Raw genomic sequence first — 21,738 nt, 5'->3', positions numbered from 1 at the left:
CTGGCAGGGAGCAAGACGACATCGATCGCCGCTTCGTTCCCTGCCGCAGACGCGGCACCATCAGACCAGACCCTAGAGCATCCAACCGAAAAGTGGGAACCGGTTTTCGGAAAAATCCGACGCAGAAACGAAAGTCGGAACATCGCGCAGCTTCCGACTTTCCGTCCGTCGCTCCGCAGCGCGCGCATCCTTCGCACAGACCGAGGGAATTTCAGGACTTATACAAAAATTTCGACAGGCTGCGCCTGCCCGGGCAAGGGAGCCGGACAGGCATCGGCCTGAGATCCTCAGATCGCCGGGTCGAAATTGGCGCTCGGCACGGGCGCCGGGAGCTTGGCGGAGGCGACCGTGGCCTCGATATGGTCGATCAGCGCATCCGGCAGCCCCAGCCGGCCGGCGAGCTGGTCGAGATAGCCGCGCTCGGCCCGGCTTTCCGGCTCGATGGCAAGGCGCGAGGCAGTGTAAAGTTCGACCTTCTCCTCTTCCGTGCGCGCGGCAGCCACTAAGCTGTCGAGATCGATCGGCCGGTTCAGCTCCTCCTGCAGGAAGGTCTTTGCCTCACTGTCGAGACCGACCTCCTGCACCTTTTCCATGATGCGGGCCCGCTCCTGCGCATCGATATGGCCGTCGGCGCGGGCCGCGGCGATCATGGCGCGCACCAGCACCAGCACGAAATCATTGCGCACCACATGGGGCTCGATGCTGAAGCCGGACTCGGGCGGCGGCGGCAGAAGCTCCGTGGCCGGCGCCTGCCGGGCGACCTCCGCTGGCGCCTTGCCGGCCTGATAATTGCGGTAGGCCGCATAGCCGAGACCGGCGACGGCGGCCAGCCCGCCCAGCTTCAGCGCGGTTCCGGCAATGTCGCGGCCCTTGCCGGTGCCCAGCAGCACGGCTGCCAGCGCGCCGGTCTTCAGCGGATTGTTGCGGGCGATCTGGCCGAGCTGGCCGGCCCGCTGCCCGAAACTGCCGCCGGCGCCAGGCACCTGGCTGCCGAGAAACTGGTCGAGAAGCTTTTTCGGGTCGAACATCATCGGTCTCCTTGGCGTTTCCTGAATAATCGCTTCGGGAGATAGGAGGGCCATCGCGCCTGACAAAGGGCGATCAAGCGAATGTCAGAACGCCGGGAGATCGGGAGCCTGCGCTTCCGACAGTGTTGCATCGTGCCATCGCCAGGGCTGCGTTTCGCGATGGAGGGCGCGATAGGCAAGGAGATTGGCCCGGCTCATGACGGGCACAGGAAGCCCGCCCAGCACGGCCGGCGTCGCCTCGGCCAGCGGCCTCTCCCAGAAGAACAGCGTATCGCCCCAGAAGCAGGTGGCCGGCAGGCCATCATGCAGGTCGACCAGCAGGATCTCGCAGAGCACATCCTCCACGAGAAAGGCGCGCTTGTGCGGGAAACGCTTTGCCGGAAGCGACCGAAGCGGCGTGTCGTGCGGGCAAAGACGCTGGCCGCCAGCCAGAAACGCATCGAGCCCGGCAAAGCCGGGCCCGACATAAACAAGATCGATATCGCCATGCGGACCCGGGGGGCGCAGGCCAAGCGCCTCTTCCGCCCAGCCGCCGAACAGCAGGCAGGGAAGGTCGGCAGCCTCCAGGCAGGCCAGCACCGCATGGACGAGACCGGCGGTGTTGGTGGCGGGGAAGGTCATGGCAGACGCGCCCCGCCCTCAATCTCAGCCGCGCAACTCGAAGGCCTCGCGGGCGAGCTGGGTGATGCCGGCCCAGTCGCCGGCGGCGACGAGATCCTTCGGCGCGACCCAGGAGCCGCCGATGCAGACGACGTTGGGCAGCGAGAGGTAGTCCTTGGCGTTCTTCAGCGAGATGCCGCCCGTGGGGCAGAACAGCGTGCCGGCGAAGGGGGAGGACAGAGCCTTGAGATAGGCCGCGCCGCCCGCCTGCTCGGCCGGGAAGAACTTCATCACCTCATAGCCTTCTTCGAGCAGGCCCATGATCTCGCTCGGCGTGGCCGCACCCGGCAGGAAGGAGGCTTCGTGGTCGTCGGCAACATCGAGCAGCTCGCCGGTGGCGCCGGGGCTGACGATGAACTGCGCACCGGCTTCCACGGCATCCTCGTAATGCAGAGCATTGAGGATGGTGCCGGCGCCGGTAACGGCGCCTTCGACTTCCTGGGCGACGGCGCGGATGGCATCGAGCGCGGCCGGGGTGCGCAGCGTGATCTCGATCGCCTTCAGCCCGCCTTCGACCAGTGCGCGGGCGAGCGGCACGGCGCTCTTGGCATCCTCGACGATCAGCACGGGAACGACCGGCTGCATCTTCAGGACGGAAAGGAGTTTCTGGGTCTTCTCATTCATGGGATGGACCTGTCTCGTTCGCTCGCGGGCGTGGAATACGCCGCGTTGTGGACCGTCGGGCAAACCGCGCCCGCCAGTTTAAACCGATTGAATTCCTGCCCACGACATAACGCCGCGCGGCGCGCTTGTCGAGGCGCAACCGTCTTATACGAATTCCCGCCGCGCCGCTGCCCTTGCCGCTTGCCAGACAGGAGCCATATCGGATTAGCTGCAGGAATTGTGACAGGACTTAGGTGATCCGCCATCGTTTAATGGCCGGTGGCGGACAGGGATGAGCATGGCAAAGGAAATCGAGCGCAAATTTCTGGTCGAGAGCGACGACTGGCGAAAGGAGGTGGATGAGCAGTCCGTCATCCGCCAGGGCTATATCGCATCGATGGAGGACCGGGCCGTGCGCGTGCGCATCCTCAACCAGGACCGGGCGCGTCTCACCATCAAGATCGGCCGCGGCGGCATGACGCGCGACGAGTTCGAATATGACATTCCCGTACCAGACGCCGAGGAACTGCTGCAGGCGGCCTTTGGCACGATCATCGAGAAGACGCGCCATTGCATCCGCCGGGGTGACTATACCTGGGAGGTGGATGTGTTTGCCGGGGCACATCAGGGTCTGGTCGTGGCCGAGGTCGAAATGGACGCGGAAGACGAGGAGCCGGCGCTGCCGGACTGGCTGGGCCGGGAAGTGACCGGCGACGATCGCTACTCGAACTTCGCGCTGGCCACCGCCGGCCTTGAGGGTGCGTGATGGCCTATCGTCTGCACGCCGACAAGCCGCTGTCGCGCTCGGTGCGCCGCATCGCCACCGCCGAGCTGGACCACGCTCTTCTCCTCCTGCGCGACCAGCCCGAAGGCGAGGCCCATGCCATTCACAAATCCCGGCGCGCGCTGAAGAAGACGCGCGGGCTCTACCGCCTGATCGCCCCGGCGGCCCCCTTCTTCCAGCGCGAGGAAAATGCCAGGCTGCGCGAGATCGCCCGCGGCCTTTCGGCCACGCGCGACAGCGCCGTGCTGATCGAGACCGCCGCCCGGCTGGAAGCGGACAGCACGGGCGAGCATTCGGCGGCCGCGGCGCGCGCCGGCGATGCGCTGAAAGCCCGCCATGCCGCCCTTGCCGGAAGCGCCGAGGCCGTCGATCTTCCGGCCACCCTTGCCGCGCTTGAAGAGGCGCGCGAGGCGGCGAGCCGCTTCGTGATGACCACGGCCGGCGCCCCGCATGCGCTGCTGGCCAAGGCCTGGCACAAGAGCATAATCCGGGCGCAGGCCGCGCTGAAGCGCTGCCGCGAAGCACCGGAGGCGGACGCCTTTCACGATCTGCGCAAGCGCGCGCAGGACTGGCGCTTCTTCCATCTGCTCCTGCGCGATGCCTGGCCGGGGCCGCTGAACGCGCGCGAAGGACGGCTGAAGGCCCTTTCGGAAGATCTGGGCGCGGTCAACGATCTCGCCGTGCTGCACGAGGTGATCGGGCATGACACGCAGCTTCTCTCCGAGCATGACCGTCCCTTGCTGCTGGCCGCCCTTGCCGAAACATTGAAAGCGCGGCGCGAGAAAGTGCTGGTCAAGGCCGAAGCGCTTTACGAGATCGATGCCGAGATCGACCGGCGGCGGATCAAGCGGCTCTGGAAGGATGCCGGCTGAGCCTTCGCAGAAGGCGCTCCCGGCCAAGCCTAGAACGGGCCAGGTCTTGAACGGGATGCTGCCATGTGCCCCTTTCGCGCGATTGCGCCGCATCGCCGGAAGCGGTATTTGACGGGGTATGAGCGACATGATCGATCCCCCTTTCCCGACGGCGGCGCAGCCGCCTGCGGCCGAGCCCGTTCTGGTGGCGGCCCTCTATCACTTTGCGGATTTCAGCCGCTATCAGGCCTTCCGCGCGCCCTTGCAGGATTTCTGCGATGCGCGCGGCATCAAGGGCACGCTGCTTCTGGCGCATGAGGGCATCAACGGCACCGTGGCCGGCACTGACCCGGCGATCGCCGAGCTTCTCGCCTTCCTGCGTGCCCAGCCGGAATTTTCCCGGCTTGAGCACAAGGAAAGCCGCGCCGCCGCCATGCCTTTCCTGCGCATGAAGGTGCGGCTGAAGAAAGAAATCGTCACCATGGGTGTCGAGAACATCGACCCCAACCGGATCGTCGGCACCTATGTCGATCCGAAGGACTGGAACGCGCTGATCTCCGATCCCGACACGATCGTCATCGACACGCGCAATGATTACGAGACGGCGATCGGCACCTTCCGCGGCGCGGTCGATCCGAAGACCAAGAGCTTCCGCGAGTTCCCCGGCTGGGTGCGCGACAATCCCGGCCTGCACAACAAGCCCAAGATCGCCATGTATTGCACCGGCGGCATCCGCTGCGAAAAGGCGACCGCCTTCATGAAGGCGGAAGGCTTCGAGGAGGTCTATCACCTCAAGGGCGGCATCCTCAAATATCTCGAGGACATGCCGGCCGAGGAGAGCCTGTGGGATGGCGCCTGCTTCGTCTTCGACGAGCGCGTGTCGATCACTCATGGGCTGAAGCAGGGCGCGCATGTGCTCTGCCATGCCTGCCGCCAGCCGCTGACGCCTGAAGACCTCGCCTCGCCGCTGCATGAGGAGGGCGTGGCCTGCGTGCATTGCCACGACAGCCGCTCCGAGGAAGACAAGGCGCGTTATCGCGAGCGCCAGCGGCAGATGGATCTCGCCCGCAAGCGCGGCATCCAGCATCTGGGAAGCTGAAAGCCTCGGACCGGAGATCGGTTTCCGGGTCGATGCTCAGGCCGCCATCTTGCGAGGAGCAGCGCCATCCATGTCGCGGGCCAGCCGGCTGATCACGCTGATCGAGATTCTCCGCCGCCACCGCTTTCCCGTCAGCGCCGCGGCGCTGGCCGCGGAAACAGGGGTAAGCGTGCGCACGCTCTATCGCGATATCGACACGCTGCGCGGACAGGGCGCCGATATCGCCGGCGAGGCCGGCCTCGGCTATGTGCTGCGTCCGGGCTTCACCCTGCCGCCGCTGATGTTCGGCGAGGACGAGATCGAGGCCGTGGCGCTGGGCTTACGCTGGGTGACGGCGCGCGGCGATGGTGACCTGGCGCGCGCGGCCGAGCAGGCGCTGGCGAAGATCGAGGCGGTGCTTCCGGCGCCGCTGGCCGAGCGTCTGCAGCAGCAGAACCTTCTGGTCGGGCCCGCCCGCCAGGAAGCCGAGCGCATCGACACCGCGAGCTTGCGCGCCGCCATCCGCGCCGAGATCAAGCTCGACCTCGCTTATCGCGATGGCGCGGGCGCCGTCAGCCAGCGCATCGTCTGGCCCTTCGCACTGGGTTTTTTCGAGACCACGCGCATCCTGATCGCCTGGTGCGAGCTGCGCGGCGCGATCCGCCATTTCCGCACCGACCGCATCGACAATCTCCTGCGCCTCGACCAGCGCTACCCGAAGCGCCGGGCCCAGCTTCTGGCCGAATGGCGGCGGCAACAGCTGGAAAGGCGGCCCGTCCGGCTGCAGTCTCTGAACGCTCCTGACAGAAACTGACAGCGCGCGGGCGCATCTCCTTCTGCGCCGGCAACAGGGACCGGCCAGATCAGAAGGACGCCTGCCATGAACCCCAGCTATCTCCTGCTTTATGTCACCGATGTTGCCAGGAGCGCCGCGCTTTACCGGGAAATCACCGGCCGCACGCCGGTCGAGCAATCGCCGGGCTTCGCCCTCTTCGCGCTCGACACGGTGCGCTTCGGCCTCTGGCGGCGCGACGCTGTCCAGCCGGCCGTCATGGCCGATCCCGGCGCGCTGGAAATCGGCTTTCCGCTGGAAACCGAGGCGGAACTTGCCGTCACGCTGGCGCGGTGGACAGCGCTCGGCCTCACTTTGCTTCAGCCCGTCACCACGATGGATTTCGGCCGCACCTTCACCGTCGCCGATCCCGACGGGCACCGCCTGCGGGCGTTCGTCCTGTCGGTTTGAGCCGGGCCGCGCAGACTGCCGTCTCGTTGGCCTACCGCTTGCCCTTGCGCTTCTTGACCTTGCCGATCTCGCGCAGCAAAGAGCGGAAATCCTCGGCGGCGTCGCGGTCGGCACCTTGCAACGTCTCCACCGCTTCCAGCCGGTCGAGCAGGATGGCCAGCACATCCTGGCAGCGGCCGATCTGCCGGCCATAGCTCGCCACATCGCGCAAAACCTCGGCCTCCACCTGCGGATCGCCCGAGGGGCCGAGGTCGATGTTGAACAGGCCGATCTGGACGTTCTGCGGCGAGAAGACCCAGGTCCAGGGATTGATGGTCTGGGTCACATCGCCGGAAAAAGGCTGGTGAAGAGACAGAGGCTGCTGCAGGACAAAACGGGCCATATCGAGCGCTCCCCAAGCGTGAGCTTATGAGGCTAGCGCAAGAGACGTGCAGCTTCCAGCAATTTCACGCATGAGGCGAACGCAGCGCGCCTCATGCCCTCGATCCCGTCCGTCGGTTTCACGCGCTGGCGGCAGCCGAATGCGCTTTTGCCAGTGCCTGATACCAGTGGCCGCTCTTCTTGATGGTGCGCGCTTGCGTATCGTAATCGACATGGACGATGCCGAACCGCATGCGATATCCCTCGGCCCATTCGAAATTGTCCATCAGGCTCCAGGCGAAATAGCCCTTCATCGGATAGCCTTCGGCAATCAGGTCGGCCGTGACCTGCAGGTGGTCGGCGATGTAGTCGAGCCGCGGCTGGTCGTCCACCACGCCATCGACCACGCCCATATTGTAGCAGGCGCCGTTCTCGGTGATGTAGCAGGCCGGCAGGTCGTACCGGGCATTGAGCGTGCGGATGCAGTCGCCCAAAGCCGGGGCGAAGACCTCCCAGCCAATATCGGTCTTCACTTGGCTCACCGGCGGCGCGGAGACCGTCGCCGGGAATTCCGCCCCCTCGGCCGGATCATGGGCCACGCGCATCGGCGTGTAATAATTGATGCCCCACCAGTCGAGCGGCTGGCTGATGATGGCCAGATCCTCCGGCTCCACTGCCGGCATCCGCGCGCCGAACGCGCTCAGGACGCTTTCCGGATAGGCGCCCTTGAACAGTGGGCCGAAGAAGACGCCATTATGGAAGTCGAAGGCGCGCTCGGCCGCCTGCCGGTCGGCCTCGCTGTCGCTGCCGGGGATGACATGCATGGGATTGATGACGATGCCCACAGGCAGTTCCGGCTGCGCCTCGCGGATCGCCTGCACGCCGAGACCATGGGCGAGATTGGTATAGTGCAGCGCATGCAGCGCGGCGTCCATGCTGCGCTCGCCCGGCGCGTGAATACCATAGAGATGGCTGAGCCAGACGGAGCACCAGGGCTCGTTGAAGGTCGCCACCGCATCGAGACGGTCGCCCAGCCGGGCAATCACCGTCTTGGCATAGCGCTGATAGGCGTAAGCCGTCGAGCGCGCCGTCCAGCCGCCGTCGCCGGCAAGGGTCAGCGGCAGATCCCAATGATAAAGCGTGGCGAAGGTCTTGATGCCACGCGCCTTGCATCCGTCGACCAGCCGGTCGTAGAAATCCAGCCCCTTCTCATTGATCGGCCCTGTGCCATCGGGAATGACGCGTGGCCAGGCGATGGAAAAGCGATAGGCATCGACGCCGAGGCTCTGGATCAGGTCCAGATCCTCCTCGAGCCGGTTGTAATGATCGCAGGCGACATCGCCATTGTGCCTTCCGAAGACCCGGCCCGGCATGTTGGAAAATGCATCCCAGATCGACGGCTTGCGGCCATCGGCCTTCGACGCGCCCTCGATCTGGAAAGAGGCCGTGGCAACGCCGAACAGGAATTCGGCAGGGAAACGGGCGGCGAGCGTCTGGGGATCGATCATGGCAGCGGGTCCGGTTCAGGTGAGAACTGAAACGTTGCAGTAAACCGAACGGGAGAAAAGTCAATTGGGCAACAACAGGAGCGGCCTCGGATGTCAGCTCCCGCAAGGACATCAAAAGCCGGGCCGGCGACCAGAGGACGTCGGCCCGGCGGAAGCGATGATCAGACCTTGACCCACGCCCCGTTCTGCTTCGAGGACTGGACGCAGGCATCGACGAAGAGCATGCCCTTCATGCCGTCCTCGATGGTCGGATAGATCACGTCGGCATCGACCGCCACGCCGTTGCGGGCGGCCTGGATGGCGCGGGCGGCTTCCATGTAGATGTTGGCGAAGCCTTCCAGATAGCCTTCCGGGTGGCCGCTGGGGGTGCGGGTGACGCGGGCGGCGGCCGGGCCGGCGCCGGCGCCGGCGCGGGTGATCAGCCGCTTCGGCTCGCCAAAGGGCGTGTACCAGAGATAGTTCGGGTCCTTCTGCGTCCATTCCAGGCCGCCCTTGGTGCCATAGATGCGCAGCTGCAGCCCGTTCTCATTGCCCGGCGCCACCTGGCTGCACCAGAGAAGGCCCTTGGCCCGCACGCCGTCCTTCTCCTTGAAGCGCATCATCACATGGGCATTGTCGTCGAGCGCGCGGCCCTCGACGAAACTGTCGAGATCGGCAGCAAGCTCGTCCAGCTCCAGTCCCGAGACGAAGCAGCCGAGATTATAGGCATGAGTGCCGATATCCCCGGTGGAGCCGCCGGCGCCCGACTGGGCGGGATCGGTGCGCCAGCCGGCCTGCTTGGAGCCGGACTTCTCGACCGCCTCCGTCAGCCAGTCCTGCGGATATTCCATCTGCACCAGCCGCACGGCGCCGATCGCGCCCTCCTCCACCATGGCGCGCGCCTGGCGCACCATGGGGTATCCCGTGTAATTGTGCGTGAGCACGAACAGAGCATCGCTCTTTTCCACCAGGGCCTGGAGCGCCCGGGCGTCGTCGAGCGTGGAGGTCAGCGGCTTGTCGCAGATCACATGGATGCCGCGCTCCAGAAATTCCTTGGCCGCCGCATAGTGCACATGATTCGGCGTGACGATCGCCACCGCCTCGATGCCATCAGAGCGCTCGGATTCGCGGATCGCCATCTCGCGGAAATCGGAATAGGTGCGCTCGGGGTCGAGACCGAGCTCGAGGCCGGAGGCCTTCGCCTTATCAGGCGTGGACGACAGCGCGCCGGCCACCAGCTGGAACTGCCCGTCGATCCGCGCGGCAATGCGATGCACCGCGCCGATGAAGGCGCCGGCGCCGCCGCCGACCATGCCCAGACGGATCGGCGCTTCACGCTTCGTTTCATTGCTGCTTTCAATCGCCATCTCTGTCCTCCTCAAGCCATTTCGGCTGTCTTTTTTGAAAGAATCTCTTATCATCCCCTCTTATCAAGAGGATGCCCTGACAATGAACCGCTGAGCTTCAAGGCCAAGAGGTCGTTTCATCACCTGCAGTTGCCACGCTGCGGAAACACTCAGCTTTGTCTCAAGGTCATCATCATGCCAGTGCTCAATGCCGACGCCCTGCATCCCATCACCCTGCCCAATGGCATGGTCTATCGGGATACCGTTCACCTCAAACATGCGATCACCCATCCGCGCATGGAGATCGGCGATTTCAGCTACTACACCCATTCCGGCAGCGTCGAAGAGACGGCCGGCATCCTCGCGCCCTACCTCTTCGAAAGCAGCAGGGAAAAGCTCGTGATCGGCCGCTATGTGCAGATCGCCCGGGGCAGCTATTTCATCAGCGCCGATGCCAACCATCCGATGGATGGTTTCACGACCTATCCGTTCCGCATCTTCACGCCGGAAACCTTCGGCTATCCGAACCTGCCCTACCGCGACACGATCGTCGGCCACGATGTCTGGATCTGCCACAATGCCACGATCATGTCCGGCGTGACGATCGGTCATGGCGCCATTGTCGCGGCGGAAGCCGTGGTCAGCCGGGACGTGCCGCCCTATGCCGTTGTCGGCGGCAATCCCGCCCGCCTCATTCGCATGCGCTATCCGCAAGAGGTGATCGACCTCCTTCTCCAGGTCGCCTGGTGGGACTGGCCTCTCGACAAGCTCGAAGCCAATCTCTCCATCCTTGAAAGCGGCGATATCGACGCTCTGAAAGCGCTGGCTTAAAGCATCGGACCGAAAAGTGGGAACCGGTTTTCGGAAAAATCCGATGCAAAAACAAAAAATAGAGCATCGGAATGTATCCGAATTTCAGTCCGATGCTCTAGAACATCAAAGCCCGAGCATGCGCCGGTTGGCGGCCTCGTCCGTGCCGCCGGCGGCAAAGTCGTCAAAGGCCTTGTCGGTGACGCGGATGATGTGCGCCTTGACGAACTCGGCCCCTTCGCGGGCGCCGTCCTCGGAGTTTTTCAAGGCGCATTCCCATTCCACCACGGCCCAGCCGTCGAAATCATTGGCGGTGAGCTTGGAGAAGACCGCGCCGAAATCCACCTGGCCGTCGCCCAGCGAGCGGAAGCGGCCGGCGCGGTTGACCCAGCCCTGATAGCCGCCATATACGCCCTGGCGCCCGGTCGGGTTGAACTCGGCATCCTTCACATGGAACATGCGGATGCGGTCCTTGTAGATGTCGATATTGTCGAGATAATCCAGGCATTGCAGCACGTAATGCGAGGGATCGTAGAGCATGCAGGCACGGGCATGGTTGCCGGTGCGCTCCAGGAACATCTCGTAGGTCACGCCGTCATGCAGATCCTCGCCGGGATGGATCTCGTAGCAGACGTCGACGCCACAGTCCTCTGCATGGTCGAGGATCGGCCGCCAGCGGCGGGCCAGCTCGTCGAAGGCGGTCTCTACCAGTCCTGCCGGACGCTGCGGCCAGGGATAGATGAAGGGCCATGCCAGCGCGCCGGAGAAGGTCGCATGCGCCTTCAGGCCGAGATTCTTCGAGGCGCTGAGCGCCATCTTCACCTGTTCCACCGCCCATTGCTGGCGCGCTTTTGGATTGCCGCGCACTTCAGGCGCCGCGAAGCCGTCGAAGGCCTCGTCATAAGCGGGATGAACCGCCACCAGCTGGCCCTGGAGATGGGTGGAAAGCTCGGTGACCTCCACGCCGTTCTCGCGCGCCTTGCCGGCGAATTCGTCGCAATAGTCCTTGGACTCCGATGCCTTCTTCAGGTCGATCAGCTGGCCGGCCCAGGTCGGCACCTGTACGCCGACATAGCCCTTGTCGGCCGCCCATTTGGTGATCGCATCCCAGGAATTGAACGGTGCCGCATCGCCCGCGAACTGGCCGAGAAAGATGCCCGGCCCCTTGATCGTCTTCATGTCTTCTCCTCCCGCCTGATGATCCCGGCCCCTGCGTCAAGACGTGGCCATGCCGGACCGGATCTTGGGCCCCGCGCCTGCCTCCTGCAGGGGGACACCGTGCCGCACCGAACGATCGAAAACGTTTCCGTGCGGGCGGAAGGTAGCATCTTGTTGCGGAGAGGCAAGCACGGATGGTGTGAAAACGCGCTTGTGAAAACGAATTTTTTACTTTTTTTCAATGTCTTAAATAGGCATGCGAAAGCTGGCGCCACGCCTTTGCGGCGTGCGCCCTCCCCGGCAGGAGACGATCAGCGCCGTGTCAGCCCGCGCGGCGCCATTGCGTTTCGGCCGCGCTCGCGCCGCCCGACCGGGCGAGGCTGGACGAGGTGCGGAACTGGGAAATCAGATGCCGGAGATTGCCGCTGACCTCGGCGAGCGCGTGGGTGGCGGCATTGGTTTCCTCGACCATGGCGGCGTTCTGCTGGGTCGACTGGTCCATGCTGCCGATGGCGGAATTGATCTCGGCGATTCCCACCGCCTGCTCGCGCGCCGAACCGGCAATGGCGTCGATATGTTCGTTGATGCTGACCACCTGGTTGCCAATGGTCTGCAGCGCCTCGCCGGCCCGGTTGACCAGCGACACGCCGCGCAGCACCTCGGAAAAGGAATGGTCGATCAGCGACTTGATCTCGCGGGCGGCATCGGCCGATTTCTGCGCGAGGTTGCGCACCTCCTGAGCCACCACGGCAAAGCCCTTGCCGGCATCGCCAGCACGCGCGGCCTCGACACCGGCATTGAGCGCCAGGAGGTTGGTCTGGAAGGCGATCTGGTCGATCACGCCGATGATCTGCGTTACCTTGCGCGAGGATTCCTCGATCGCGCTCATCGCCGCCACCGCCTCTGAAACCACGGTGCCGGAGCGGCCCGCTTCCTCATTGGCCTGGGCGACCATGGCGCGGGCGGCATCGGTGCGGCTGGCGGACTGGTTGGAGATGGTGGTGATCTGCTCAAGTGCGGTCACCGTCTGCTCGATCGAGGCGGCCTGGCGCTCGGTGCGGCGGGCGAGATCGTCGGCTGCCGAAAGCATCTCGTCGGCATTGTTGGCCGTTTCTTCGGCGCTGCTCACCACCGAGCCCATGGTGCTGTCGAGCCGGTCGAGCGCCCGGTTGAAATTTTCCCGCAGGCTTTCGAACTGCGGCGCCAGCGGCTCGCGGATCTGGTTCGTCAGGTCGCCATCGGCGAGCGCCGAAAGCGCGCGCTCCAGCGCGGCGAGCGCAACCGCCTGCTCGCGGGCCGCCGCCGCCTGCTTGGCTTCTACCTGTTCGCGCTCCTCGCGCAGGGCATCGAGATAGACGGCGATGGCATAGTCCATGTCCACCAGCGCGGCCTTGACCACGGCGGCCACGCTTTCGCCCAGCCCGCCGGCCTTGCCGCGGGTCAGGAAGCCCTTGAGCTGGCTTTCGATCACGCTTTTCAGCAGGGTTTCGAGAATCAGGGAATAGCCGCCAATATACCAGCGCGGCTCCAGGCCGATGCGGGCATGCGCCTTGCCGATCGCCGTGACCCTGCCGACATAATCGGCATCGAAACGACCCGAGGCGATCGACTGCCAATGCTGCGCCTGGCGCTGCTTGGCCGCCTCCACATGCGCGCGATCGCGAAAGAAGCTCGCCGTATGCGGATGCGTGGCCGCCTTCCCGTAGAATCGCTCGAGCGCCGGCCCGATCGACGCGACGATGGTCGGCAGCGCCTCGGCCAGAACCTCGGCCTGCCTCTGCCCGAAATCGACGAAGTCGAGCCGCGCCTTGAGTTCCTGGGAAACGGTGTGGTGGTCGCTCATCCTTGCCCCTCAGCAACGCATCCGCCGCACCCCTCATGCGATGCGGCGGCAGACATGTCCTTCATGAGAGCGATCGCGGCCCCGGCCTGCCTGGCCGGATCCTCGTCCGGCCCCGCCTGTCGCACGCGGCCACGATGCTTGCACTCATGGAAAAAATCGACTTAAGGCTGAACAATTACAGTAAGGGACTAACAACCATTTAATCCGCCGCCCCTTTGACGAGCGGCGGAAGATGTTGCCGGCCCGCCTTGCGGCGAACCGGCCTTTTTCATCGCTCAGACATAGCGATTGACGATGTTTTCGAGCAGCTCCTGCTTGCCGGAGCGCGGCTGCGGGTTGAGGCCGGAGCTTTCGACCAGCTGCGTCAGGTCTTCGAGCGAAAGGGCGGTCAGGCGCTTCTTGCCTTCGTCCGTCGCCCAGCCGGCATAGCGCTCGGCCAGCGGATTGGAGAGGGCGCCGTCCTCGATCATCCGCGCGGCGGCCTTCAGACCACGGGCGCAGCAATCCATGCCGCCGATATGGCCGATCAGCAGATCTTCCGGGTCGAGCGACTGGCGGCGCAGCTTGGAATCGAAGTTGGTGCCGCCCGTCGTGAAGCCACCGCCCGCAAGAACCTGATAATAAGCCAGCGCCATCTCGGGCACATTGTTGGGGAACTGGTCGGTGTCCCAGCCGGACTGGTAGTCGTTGCGGTTCATGTCGATCGAGCCGAAGACGCCGAGCGCATTGGCCAGCGCCAGCTCGTGCTCGAAGGAATGGCCGGCAAGGATGGCATGGCCCTGCTCGATGTTGAGCTTGACCTCGTTCTCCAGGCCATAGGTCTTCAGGAAGCCATAGACGGTGGCGACGTCGTAGTCATACTGGTGCTTGGTCGGCTCCTGCGGCTTCGGCTCGATCAGGATCGTGCCCTTGAAGCCGATCTTGTGCTTGTACTCCACCACCAGATTGAGGAAGCGGCCGAGCTGGTCCAGCTCCTGCTTCAGATTGGTGTTGAGCAGCGTCTCATAGCCCTCGCGGCCGCCCCACAAAACGTAGTTCTCGCCATTGAGGCGATGGGTGGCGTCGATGCAGGTCTTTACCGTGGCGGCGGCGAAAGCGAAGACATCCGGATCCGGATTGGTGGCCGCGCCCGACATGTAGCGGCGGTGCGAGAACAGGTTCGCCGTGCCCCAGAGCAGCTTGACGCCGGTTTCGGCCTGCTTCTTCTCGAAGTGATCGACGATGGCGTTGAGATTGGCGGTGTTCTCCTTGAAGTCCCGGCCTTCCGGACGCACGTCGGCATCGTGGAAGCAGTAGTAGGGCGCGCCGAGCAGCTGGAAGAATTCGAAGGCGACGTCGGCCTTCAGCCTGGCGGCATCCAGCGTGTCCTTGAACCAGGGGCGCTCGAAGGTCTGGCCGCCGAAGGGATCGCCGCCCGGCCAGACGAAGCTGTGCCAATAGGCCACGGCAAAGCGCAGATGGTCTTCCATCCGCTTGCCCATGACCATCTCGTCGGGATTGTAATGCCGGAAGGCCAGCGGATTGGTGCTGTCGGGGCCTTCAAATTTGATCTTCTGGATATCGCCGAAAAATCCGGTGCTCATGGGTGTCTCCTCCGTGATGTGATGAATGAAGGCCTGCCGTCAGTGCGACAGCGGCCGGATGGCGGGGTAAAGCGCGCGGTAGCGGCCATAGGCCTCCTCGAAAGCCTCCGCCAAGGCAGGATCGGGCAGGATGGTCTGCGCGGTCGCCGGCGCCGTGAAGACCTGCCGGGGATCCGCGCCTGTCGCGGCGACGAGGCCGAGCCGGGCCGCGCCGAAGGCAGCGCCGAAATCGCCATCGGCGGGCAAGGCCACCGGCAGGCCGAGTGCCGTTGCGATCGCCTTCAGCCAATAATGCGAGCGGGAGCCGCCGCCGATGGCCGTGACGGCATCGAGCGTGGTGCCGGCACTCTTCAGCGCTTCCAGACTGTCGCGGATGGCGAAGGCCACGCCTTCGAGCACCGCCTGAGTCAGCGCTGCGGGGTCGCTCTCATGGGAAAGGCCGATCAGCGCGCCGCGAATGGCCGCGTCATTGTGCGGCGTGCGCTCGCCCGAGAGATAAGGCAGGAAGGTGACGCCACCGGGTGTCTTCAGCGTCTCGCCCAGCGCTGCGGTGAGCCCGGCGGCCGGGGTGCCGGTGACGCCGGAAAGCCAGTTCAGCGCATCGGTGGCCGAGAGGATCACGCCCATCTGGTGCCAGGTGCCGGGCAGCGCATGGCAGAAGGCATGCACGGCGCTTTCCGGGTTCGGCAGATAGCGGTCATTGGCAGCGAACAGGACGCCGGATGTGCCGAGCGAAACGAAGGCCTGACCTTCCGCCACCGTGCCCATGCCGCAGGCCGAGGCCGCATTGTCGCCCGCCCCGCCGGCCACGACGACGCTTGCGCCCATGCCCCAGCGCGCAGCAAGATCCGCCTTCAGCTGCCCGCCGGCTTGCGTGCCCTCGACCAGCGCCGGCATCTGCGCGCGCGAAAGATCGGTTGCCGCCAGAAGGTCGTCGGACCAGGCGCGCTTGCCCGTATCGAGCCAGGAGGTGCCGGCCGAATCGGACATTTCCGAAATATGTTCGCCCGTCAGCCAGAGGCGCAGATAATCCTTTGGCAGCAGCACTTTCGCCACCTTGGCGAAGAGGTCGGGCTCGTTTTCCTTGACCCAGACGAGCTTGGGCGCGGTGAAGCCGGGGAAGACGATATTGCCCGTCAGCGCCCGGAAGCGCGGATCGGCATCGAGCCGCGCGGCCTGTTCGGCGCTGCGCGTGTCGTTCCACAGGATGCAGGGCCGCAGCACCTGGTCCGCGGCGTCGACCAGCGTCGCGCCATGCATCTGGCCGGACAAGCCAATGCCCTTGACGGCGGCGAGCTCGGCCGGATGAGCGGATTTCAGCCCGTCAATGGCCTCCTGCGTGGCGCGGATCCAGTCGGCCGGGTCCTGCTCGGACCAGCCGTGATGCGGACGCGACACGGTCAGCGAAGCGGACGCCGAGCCGACGATGCGCTGGGCCTCGTCCATCAAGAGCGCCTTGACGCCGGATGTGCCGAGATCGATGCCGAGAAACATGCCTTAGTCTCCTGTGAGGAAAGCGCTGAGGGACGCTGCCGTCCCGGCCTGACGGGCTCAGCCGGGCGGCAGGTTGTCCTTGAGAAAAATATCGATGCGGATGCGTTCCTGCGCCGGGTCAAAGCTCGTGCCATCGGCGAAGGCGCGCAGCACGCGCACGGCGCTGCGGGCGATATGGCCGGGATCCTGCGCCAGCACAGCATCCACCAGGCCGGCCTCCAGCGCCTGGCGCGTATGCGGCGAAAGCTCGTGCAGCAGCACCGCCTGCGGCCGGCGCTCCGGCGCAGCGGAGAGTGCGCGGATCAGGCCCTGGTCGCCGGCGCCGAGACTGTAGATGCCGGCAAGATCCGGCACCTCGGCAATGAGCCTGCCGGCAAGCGCCTCGACCCTGACGGGATCGTCCCCGCCCTCCAGAACCGGCAAAAGGTTGAGCGCCTGAGCCCCTTGCGCAAGAACGTCGGCAAAGCCGCTCAGCCGTTCGCGATGGTCGCGCAGCGTCAGCGAGCCGGCAATCACCGCCACCGGCCCGGACCGGCCGGAAAGAAAGCGGCGCATCAGCCCGCCGGCCGTGCGTCCGGCCGCGATATTGTCGATGCCGGCGAAATGCCTGCGGCCGGATGCCGGCAGGTCCGAGACCAGCGTCGCCACGGGAATGCCGCGCGCGGTCAGCCTGCCGATCGCCGCCTCGACCTCGGGAGCATCCACGGCCACGACGGCGATGCCGGCAGGCCTCTGCTCCCCGGCCCTGTCGAGCGCGGCTGCCAGCGCGACGGCATCCAGCGACGGCACGGGGTCCAGCGAAACGGCAAGCCGCTCCAGCCCGCCAAGCCGCGTCGCGGGATCGCCGACCTGGAGAACATGAGCTTTCAGGGCATGCATGAAGGGATTGTCGCCATCCGGCAGGATGAAGCGGATGGCATAGCTGCGGCTCTTGGCCAGATTGGCGGCCGCCACATCGCGAACATAGCCGAGACGCGTCACCGCCGCCTGGACGCGCTCGCGCGTTTCGGCGCGCACGCCCACACGCGCGTTCAGAACCCGATCGACGGTGGCCAGGCTGACGCCGGCTTCCGCCGCGATGTCGTGCACCGTCGGCCGCATGCTCCTTCCTCCCTGAAGCAGGCATAGGACAGATTCTGAGATACGTAAATCAAAATCTGACGTACGTATGTCAGATCGCGCTCGAAAAAATGGCGCCGGCCTCTTTAGGCTGGCGCCATCCCTCTCACGATCGATCCGAGAGAACCGTCATGGCCGCGCCGGGCGCGCGGTCTGCCAGATCAGTGGCCGCCGCCGGCGCCTGCGGGAACCGCCTGCGGCTTCTTGATCAGGGCCACGCACAGGATCAGAGCGGAAAACAGCCCGGTCAGCAGAACGAAAATGTCGGAGAAGGACATCACCGCCGCCTGCGTCTGCACGATGCCGGACAATTGCCTGATCGCGGCCAGCTGACCGTCGATGCCATGGGCGGCATAATTGCCCGCGATCGAATTCAGCTTGTGCATCGCCGCCGGATTGCCCCACTGCACATGCTCGGAGAGCTGGGCATAATGAATGTCCTGCCGGCGGGTGAGCAGGGTGTTGATGATCGCCAAACCCAGGGCGCCACCGAGATTTCGCGTCAGATTGTACAGGCCGGAGGCGCCGCCGATCCGCTCGCGCGGCAGCGTGCCGAGCGCGATGTTGTTGATCGGCACCATGCACATCATCAGCCCGAAGCCGCGCAGGATCTGCGGAATCAGCAGCTCGTAGAAATCCCAGTCGGCGGTGATCCCGCTCATGATCCAGGTGCCGAGCGAGAAGCTGGAGAAGCCGGCGACCATCAGCACGCGCGGATCGAATTTGCCGGAGAGGATGCCGGCAATCGGCGCGGTGACGAACATGGCGAGACCCGAGACAAACATGGTCTCGCCGATCATCAGCGAGTCATAATGGCGGATACGGCCGAGATAGAGCGGATAGAGATAGGTCAGCCCATAAAGCCCGATGCCCATGATGAAGGAGAAGAGCGAGCCGAAGGCGAAATTGCGGTTGGAGAAGGCGCGCAGATCGACAACGGGGAAATCCACCGTCAGAGCCCGCCAAAAGAACACGATCCCCGCAAGCGCGCTGGCGATCGCGCCCAGCACGATCTTGTCGTCGCTGAACCAGTCCTTGGTGTTGCCCTCTTCCAGCACATATTCGAGAGCGCCGAGAAAGACGCCCATGGAGATGAGGCCCCACCAGTCGAACTTCTTCAACAGCGCCAGGTTCGGCTTGTCGAAGTCGATATAGGTCCAGGTGACGATGGCCACGACGATGCCCGGCGGCACATTGACCAGGAACAGCCAGTGCCAGGAAAAGGCGTGGCTGAGATAGCCGCCCACCGTCGGCCCGATGGTGGGCGCCAGCGTGGCGATCAGGCCGATGATCGGCGAGACGATATTGCGCTTGGAGGGCGGGAAGATGGTGAAGGCCGCCGCGAAAACTGAGGGGATCATGCCGCCGCCGATGAAGCCCTGCAGCGCGCGATAGATGATCATCTCCTCGATGCTGGTCGAGGTCGCGGCCATGGCGCTGGCGATGGTGAAGCCGATGGCGGCGCTGGCAAAGAGCACGCGCGTGGAGATGATCCGCGCCAGCGTGCCCGACAGCGGGATCATGATGACCTCGGCGATCAGATAGGAGGTCTGCACCCAGCCGATTTCGTCGGAGCCCGCGGAAATGCCGGCCTGGATCTCGGCCAGCGAGGCGGAAACGATCTGAATGTCCAGGATCGACATGAACATGCCGACGACCATGGCGAAGAAGGCGATCAGGCGCCGGGGGTCCATCCGCTCGTCGACGGGCGCCTGGGCCGGGGCTGCCGGACGCTGCTGCGCGGGCCGCGCGCCCGAGCCGACCGTTTGAATTGAGGCCATGGCTGATGTCTCCGCCTGTTGCCCTTGCGTCTCGTCAGGGCCTGAAGCGTCGTGAGGGTCGCGGTCCATCGCGCTTGGCGCGCGCCCGTGCCGGCCGGCGGCTTCGTTTCGTCTGAAGGAAATACTGTCGTCATGCGCGCAAGCCGACCCGCCGGCTTGCCCGGGATGATCCACGCCGGAGCCTGTCCGGCGCGAATGCCGATCGGTCTGCCTGTCGCCTTACGCCGGCCGGTCGATCCAGGCCGGCCAATCCTGGCCGACCCATGACGCGCCGGTGCAGCGCCAGAGCTTACCGGCCGGCCGTTTCAGCGGCGCCCGGTGCGGTGCGGCTGTCGACATCGACGACAACGCTCAGGCCGGCGCGCAGACGACCGCTTTCCAAGGCATCCTTCGGCAGGCTGATGCGCACGGGAACGCGCTGGATCACCTTGGTGAAGTTGCCGGTGGCGTTTTCCGGCGGCAGCAGCGAGAAGACCGAGCCGGAGGCCGGCGCGATCGACTGCACCGTGCCTTCGATCGGCTTGTCGTCATAGGCATCGACATGCACCTTGACCTTCGAGCCGGGCACCAGACCGGCGATCTGGGTCTCCTTGAAATTCGCGTCGATATAGAGCGCTTCGGTCGGCACCAGGGCCGCCAGACGCTGACCGACGGAAACGAGATCGCCCTTCTGCACCGAGACATTGCCGACGACGCCGTCATAAGGCGCCTTCAGCACGGTGAAGCTGAGGTCACGGGCGGCCTTGTCGCGAGCAAGCTCCAGCGAGCGGATCGTGCTCTCGGCCTCGGCGCGCTGCGCCTTCAGGACGGCGATGCTCGCATCGGCAGAAGCGATGCCGGCATCGGCGGCCAGAAGATTGGCGCGCGCCTGATCGACGGCGACATTGGCGGCATCGAGCGAGGCTGCCGTGCCGACCGAGCGGGAGGTAAGATCGCTCTCGCGGCGCTGGGTGATTTCCGCGCCGCGCACCGTTGCCTGCAGCGCCACCTTCTGTGCCTCGGCCTGCGCGCGGGCAGCCACGGCGCCCGTGATCTGCGCGTCGAAGCGGGCGAGCGACAGCTTCTCGGTCGCGATCTGCGCCTCGGCCTGATCAAGCGCGATGCGGTAATCGCCGCCATCGAGCACGACAAGCGGATCGCCGGCCTTGACGTGCTGGTTGGCGATGACGGGCACGCTCTCGACATAGCCGGAGACCTTCGGCGCGATCGCGGCGATGTCGCCCTCGATATAGGCGTCGTCGGTGGAAATCATGAAGCGCCCGTTGGTCCACCAGTCATGGCCATACCAGCCGGCAGCCGCCAGAACGGCGAGACCGATGACCGGCAGAAGAAGGCCGCGGCGCTTCTTGGCCGGCGCCGCAGTGGCGGCCGGAGCCGCCCCGGCAGTCTTACCCTCCTGGGGGCGTGCCTCCGCGGCGGGCTGGCTGTCGCGCGCCACATCCGGCTGATCGTCTGCAGAGGTCTCGACAGGGCGCACATGCGCCGCGCTGGAAGTGGTCTTGGCTGCCATGGAAGCATACCCGCGAAGAGAAGGAGAAAAGCGAAAGATCGGACCGAACCGTTCGGTTCGAATTGACATAAGCCGATCCTTCGCCCATATCAAGAGGAAATCGAACCCGGCGGTTCGAAAGGCTGACCATGATGAACGAAGCGAAAAACACGGCGAAAGCGGAGAGCGCCACGCGGGATGATGCCTGCGGCGGGCGGCGCGTGGCCGGGGCGGATCCGGCCAAGCGCGAGCAGATCCTGGCGGGCGCCAAGACCGTCTTCATGCGGCTCGGCTTCGATGCCGCCAGCATGAACGACATCACGCGGGAAGCAGGCGTCTCCAAGGGCACGATCTATGTCTATTTCGACAACAAGGAAGACCTCTTCTGTCGCCTGATCGAGGAGGAGCGCACGCGCTTCGTGCGCAACGTCAAGGATACGCTGAACGATTCCGCGCCGATCGCCGACATGCTCACCGGCTTCGGCATCCGCTTCGCCACCCATGTCTGCTCGGAAAGCACGATCTGCGCCATGCGCTCGGTCCTGTCGGTGCAGGCGCGCATGCCGCACCTGACCAAGCGCTTCTTCTCCGCCACGCCTGAAAATGTCTATACCGTGCTGAAGGCCTTTCTCGATCGCCACGTCGCGGCGGAACGGCTGGAGATCGAGGATACCGATCTCGCCGCGCGGCAATTCATCGACCTGTGCACGGCCGGCGTGTTCAAGCGCCGCCTTTTCAACGACCTGCCTGCCGCACCCGACGCGGCGGAGATCGCCCGCATGGTGGCCTCCGCCGTGCGCCTGTTTATCCTTGGCTATGCCCCGGCCTCCGGTGTTCGGCCGAAGGAGCCGGCGCTGGCCGAGCTGTAGCCTGGGTTCGTCGCAGGGACGCCCGAAGATTCCTGCGCCGGATCGTCCTGTCATGCGCGCATCGGCTTGCCGTTCCCAAAAGAGCTAATAGATATGGTGGCACGCGCCATAAGGCGCTGCCGCCCGCCCGTTCGCGCCTCTTGAAGACAGAC

The 21,738-nt window shown here is 65.3% G+C and carries 20 protein-coding genes; 7 read left to right on the top strand and 13 right to left on the bottom strand.

The window, feature by feature from the left end:
• Positions 1-287 precede the first annotated feature (287 nt).
• From BJF92_RS02140 to BJF92_RS02130, 3 genes are all read right to left on the bottom strand, one after another.
• Positions 288-1,028, bottom strand: a complete 741-nt coding sequence (locus BJF92_RS02140) for a tellurite resistance TerB family protein (RefSeq protein ID WP_075633151.1) — start codon at positions 1,026-1,028, stop codon at positions 288-290.
• An 84-nt stretch (positions 1,029-1,112) separates the two neighbouring features.
• Positions 1,113-1,649, bottom strand: coding sequence for a nucleotidyltransferase domain-containing protein (locus BJF92_RS02135; RefSeq protein ID WP_075633118.1), 537 nt, complete (start codon positions 1,647-1,649; stop codon positions 1,113-1,115).
• A 24-nt stretch (positions 1,650-1,673) separates the two neighbouring features.
• Complete coding sequence (locus BJF92_RS02130; RefSeq protein WP_075633117.1) at positions 1,674-2,312, bottom strand: 2-dehydro-3-deoxy-phosphogluconate aldolase; 639 nt, start codon at positions 2,310-2,312, stop codon at positions 1,674-1,676.
• Positions 2,313-2,589: 277 nt separating this feature from the next.
• Here BJF92_RS02130 and BJF92_RS02125 point away from each other — a divergent pair, with 277 nt between their 5' ends.
• From BJF92_RS02125 to BJF92_RS02105, 5 genes are all read left to right on the top strand, one after another.
• Complete coding sequence (locus tag BJF92_RS02125; protein WP_075633150.1) at positions 2,590-3,057, top strand: CYTH domain-containing protein; 468 nt, start codon at positions 2,590-2,592, stop codon at positions 3,055-3,057.
• On the top strand, positions 3,057-3,947 hold the full coding sequence (locus tag BJF92_RS02120; protein ID WP_075633116.1) for a CHAD domain-containing protein: 891 nt from the start codon (positions 3,057-3,059) through the stop codon (positions 3,945-3,947). Before BJF92_RS02125 ends, BJF92_RS02120 begins: the two co-directional genes overlap by 1 nt.
• 118 nt (positions 3,948-4,065) lie before the next feature.
• Positions 4,066-5,025, top strand: a complete 960-nt coding sequence (gene trhO, locus BJF92_RS02115; protein WP_075633115.1) for an oxygen-dependent tRNA uridine(34) hydroxylase TrhO — start codon at positions 4,066-4,068, stop codon at positions 5,023-5,025.
• A 70-nt stretch (positions 5,026-5,095) separates the two neighbouring features.
• Positions 5,096-5,818: a helix-turn-helix transcriptional regulator gene (locus BJF92_RS02110; protein ID WP_075633114.1), complete on the top strand. Its 723-nt coding sequence runs from the start codon at positions 5,096-5,098 to the stop codon at positions 5,816-5,818.
• 66 nt (positions 5,819-5,884) lie between these two features.
• A complete protein-coding gene (locus BJF92_RS02105) occupies positions 5,885-6,247 on the top strand; it encodes a VOC family protein (RefSeq protein ID WP_075633113.1) in 363 nt (120 codons plus the stop codon).
• Positions 6,248-6,278: 31 nt separating this feature from the next.
• Here BJF92_RS02105 and BJF92_RS02100 read toward each other — a convergent pair whose 3' ends face one another.
• From BJF92_RS02100 to BJF92_RS02090, 3 genes are all read right to left on the bottom strand, one after another.
• Positions 6,279-6,629 (bottom strand): hypothetical protein, encoded by a 351-nt coding sequence (locus BJF92_RS02100; RefSeq protein WP_075633112.1) that lies wholly within the window; start codon positions 6,627-6,629, stop codon positions 6,279-6,281.
• Between the two features lie 118 nt (positions 6,630-6,747).
• The gene (locus BJF92_RS02095; RefSeq protein WP_075633111.1) at positions 6,748-8,115 is read right to left on the bottom strand and encodes a GH1 family beta-glucosidase; all 1,368 of its coding nucleotides are present in this window, start codon (positions 8,113-8,115) and stop codon (positions 6,748-6,750) included.
• A 161-nt stretch (positions 8,116-8,276) separates the two neighbouring features.
• On the bottom strand, positions 8,277-9,461 hold the full coding sequence (locus tag BJF92_RS02090) for a Gfo/Idh/MocA family protein (RefSeq protein ID WP_075633110.1): 1,185 nt from the start codon (positions 9,459-9,461) through the stop codon (positions 8,277-8,279).
• Positions 9,462-9,635: 174 nt separating this feature from the next.
• On the opposite strand from BJF92_RS02090, the gene BJF92_RS02085 reads away from it, so the two are divergent.
• Positions 9,636-10,271 carry a CatB-related O-acetyltransferase gene (locus BJF92_RS02085; RefSeq protein WP_075633109.1) on the top strand — a complete coding sequence of 212 codons (636 nt, stop codon included), beginning with the start codon at positions 9,636-9,638 and terminating at the stop codon, positions 10,269-10,271.
• Positions 10,272-10,376: 105 nt separating this feature from the next.
• On the opposite strand, the gene BJF92_RS02080 is transcribed toward BJF92_RS02085, so the two are convergent.
• The 7 genes from BJF92_RS02080 to BJF92_RS02050 form a co-directional block, all read right to left on the bottom strand.
• Positions 10,377-11,429 (bottom strand): sugar phosphate isomerase/epimerase family protein, encoded by a 1,053-nt coding sequence (locus tag BJF92_RS02080; protein ID WP_075633108.1) that lies wholly within the window; start codon positions 11,427-11,429, stop codon positions 10,377-10,379.
• Between the two features lie 301 nt (positions 11,430-11,730).
• Positions 11,731-13,251, bottom strand: a complete 1,521-nt coding sequence (locus BJF92_RS02075; protein WP_075633107.1) for a globin-coupled sensor protein — start codon at positions 13,249-13,251, stop codon at positions 11,731-11,733.
• A 275-nt stretch (positions 13,252-13,526) separates the two neighbouring features.
• Positions 13,527-14,834, bottom strand: a complete 1,308-nt coding sequence (gene xylA, locus BJF92_RS02070; protein WP_075633106.1) for a xylose isomerase — start codon at positions 14,832-14,834, stop codon at positions 13,527-13,529.
• 39 nt (positions 14,835-14,873) lie between these two features.
• Positions 14,874-16,328: a xylulokinase gene (gene xylB, locus BJF92_RS02065; protein ID WP_075633105.1), complete on the bottom strand. Its 1,455-nt coding sequence runs from the start codon at positions 16,326-16,328 to the stop codon at positions 14,874-14,876.
• A 57-nt stretch (positions 16,329-16,385) separates the two neighbouring features.
• The gene (locus tag BJF92_RS02060) at positions 16,386-17,429 is read right to left on the bottom strand and encodes a LacI family DNA-binding transcriptional regulator (protein WP_075633104.1); all 1,044 of its coding nucleotides are present in this window, start codon (positions 17,427-17,429) and stop codon (positions 16,386-16,388) included.
• Positions 17,430-17,608: 179 nt separating this feature from the next.
• A complete protein-coding gene (locus tag BJF92_RS02055) occupies positions 17,609-19,228 on the bottom strand; it encodes a DHA2 family efflux MFS transporter permease subunit (RefSeq protein WP_075633103.1) in 1,620 nt (539 codons plus the stop codon).
• A 289-nt stretch (positions 19,229-19,517) separates the two neighbouring features.
• A complete protein-coding gene (locus BJF92_RS02050) occupies positions 19,518-20,738 on the bottom strand; it encodes an HlyD family secretion protein (protein ID WP_075633149.1) in 1,221 nt (406 codons plus the stop codon).
• Between the two features lie 131 nt (positions 20,739-20,869).
• On the opposite strand from BJF92_RS02050, the gene BJF92_RS02045 reads away from it, so the two are divergent.
• Positions 20,870-21,586: a TetR/AcrR family transcriptional regulator gene (locus BJF92_RS02045; protein ID WP_075633148.1), complete on the top strand. Its 717-nt coding sequence runs from the start codon at positions 20,870-20,872 to the stop codon at positions 21,584-21,586.
• Positions 21,587-21,738 lie beyond the last annotated feature (152 nt).

Origin of the sequence: Xaviernesmea rhizosphaerae (assembly GCF_001938945.1) — a bacterium.
GTDB classification, from domain to species: Bacteria; Pseudomonadota; Alphaproteobacteria; order Rhizobiales; family Rhizobiaceae; genus Xaviernesmea; species Xaviernesmea rhizosphaerae.
The sequence above is the reverse complement of the archived record's forward strand: the minus strand, read 5'-3'. Positions and strand labels throughout refer to the sequence as shown.

What these genes read in the sequence shown, in the direction of transcription:
- BJF92_RS02105 (WP_075633113.1), top strand. Translation starts at nt 5,885, where the DNA reads ATGAACCCCAGCTATCTCCTGCTTTATGTCACCGATGTTGCCAGGAGC.
- trhO (WP_075633115.1), top strand. Translation starts at nt 4,066, where the DNA reads ATGAGCGACATGATCGATCCCCCTTTCCCGACGGCGGCGCAGCCGCCT.
- BJF92_RS02050 (WP_075633149.1), bottom strand. Translation starts at nt 20,738, where the DNA reads ATGGCAGCCAAGACCACTTCCAGCGCGGCGCATGTGCGCCCTGTCGAG.
- BJF92_RS02090 (WP_075633110.1), bottom strand. Translation starts at nt 9,461, where the DNA reads ATGGCGATTGAAAGCAGCAATGAAACGAAGCGTGAAGCGCCGATCCGT.
- BJF92_RS02080 (WP_075633108.1), bottom strand. Translation starts at nt 11,429, where the DNA reads ATGAAGACGATCAAGGGGCCGGGCATCTTTCTCGGCCAGTTCGCGGGC.
- BJF92_RS02110 (WP_075633114.1), top strand. Translation starts at nt 5,096, where the DNA reads ATGTCGCGGGCCAGCCGGCTGATCACGCTGATCGAGATTCTCCGCCGC.
- BJF92_RS02140 (WP_075633151.1), bottom strand. Translation starts at nt 1,028, where the DNA reads ATGTTCGACCCGAAAAAGCTTCTCGACCAGTTTCTCGGCAGCCAGGTG.
- BJF92_RS02130 (WP_075633117.1), bottom strand. Translation starts at nt 2,312, where the DNA reads ATGAATGAGAAGACCCAGAAACTCCTTTCCGTCCTGAAGATGCAGCCG.
- BJF92_RS02045 (WP_075633148.1), top strand. Translation starts at nt 20,870, where the DNA reads ATGAACGAAGCGAAAAACACGGCGAAAGCGGAGAGCGCCACGCGGGAT.
- BJF92_RS02075 (WP_075633107.1), bottom strand. Translation starts at nt 13,251, where the DNA reads ATGAGCGACCACCACACCGTTTCCCAGGAACTCAAGGCGCGGCTCGAC.
- BJF92_RS02060 (WP_075633104.1), bottom strand. Translation starts at nt 17,429, where the DNA reads ATGCGGCCGACGGTGCACGACATCGCGGCGGAAGCCGGCGTCAGCCTG.
- xylB (WP_075633105.1), bottom strand. Translation starts at nt 16,328, where the DNA reads ATGTTTCTCGGCATCGATCTCGGCACATCCGGCGTCAAGGCGCTCTTG.
- BJF92_RS02120 (WP_075633116.1), top strand. Translation starts at nt 3,057, where the DNA reads ATGGCCTATCGTCTGCACGCCGACAAGCCGCTGTCGCGCTCGGTGCGC.
- BJF92_RS02055 (WP_075633103.1), bottom strand. Translation starts at nt 19,228, where the DNA reads ATGGCCTCAATTCAAACGGTCGGCTCGGGCGCGCGGCCCGCGCAGCAG.
- BJF92_RS02135 (WP_075633118.1), bottom strand. Translation starts at nt 1,649, where the DNA reads ATGACCTTCCCCGCCACCAACACCGCCGGTCTCGTCCATGCGGTGCTG.
- BJF92_RS02095 (WP_075633111.1), bottom strand. Translation starts at nt 8,115, where the DNA reads ATGATCGATCCCCAGACGCTCGCCGCCCGTTTCCCTGCCGAATTCCTG.
- xylA (WP_075633106.1), bottom strand. Translation starts at nt 14,834, where the DNA reads ATGAGCACCGGATTTTTCGGCGATATCCAGAAGATCAAATTTGAAGGC.
- BJF92_RS02100 (WP_075633112.1), bottom strand. Translation starts at nt 6,629, where the DNA reads ATGGCCCGTTTTGTCCTGCAGCAGCCTCTGTCTCTTCACCAGCCTTTT.
- BJF92_RS02085 (WP_075633109.1), top strand. Translation starts at nt 9,636, where the DNA reads ATGCCAGTGCTCAATGCCGACGCCCTGCATCCCATCACCCTGCCCAAT.
- BJF92_RS02125 (WP_075633150.1), top strand. Translation starts at nt 2,590, where the DNA reads ATGGCAAAGGAAATCGAGCGCAAATTTCTGGTCGAGAGCGACGACTGG.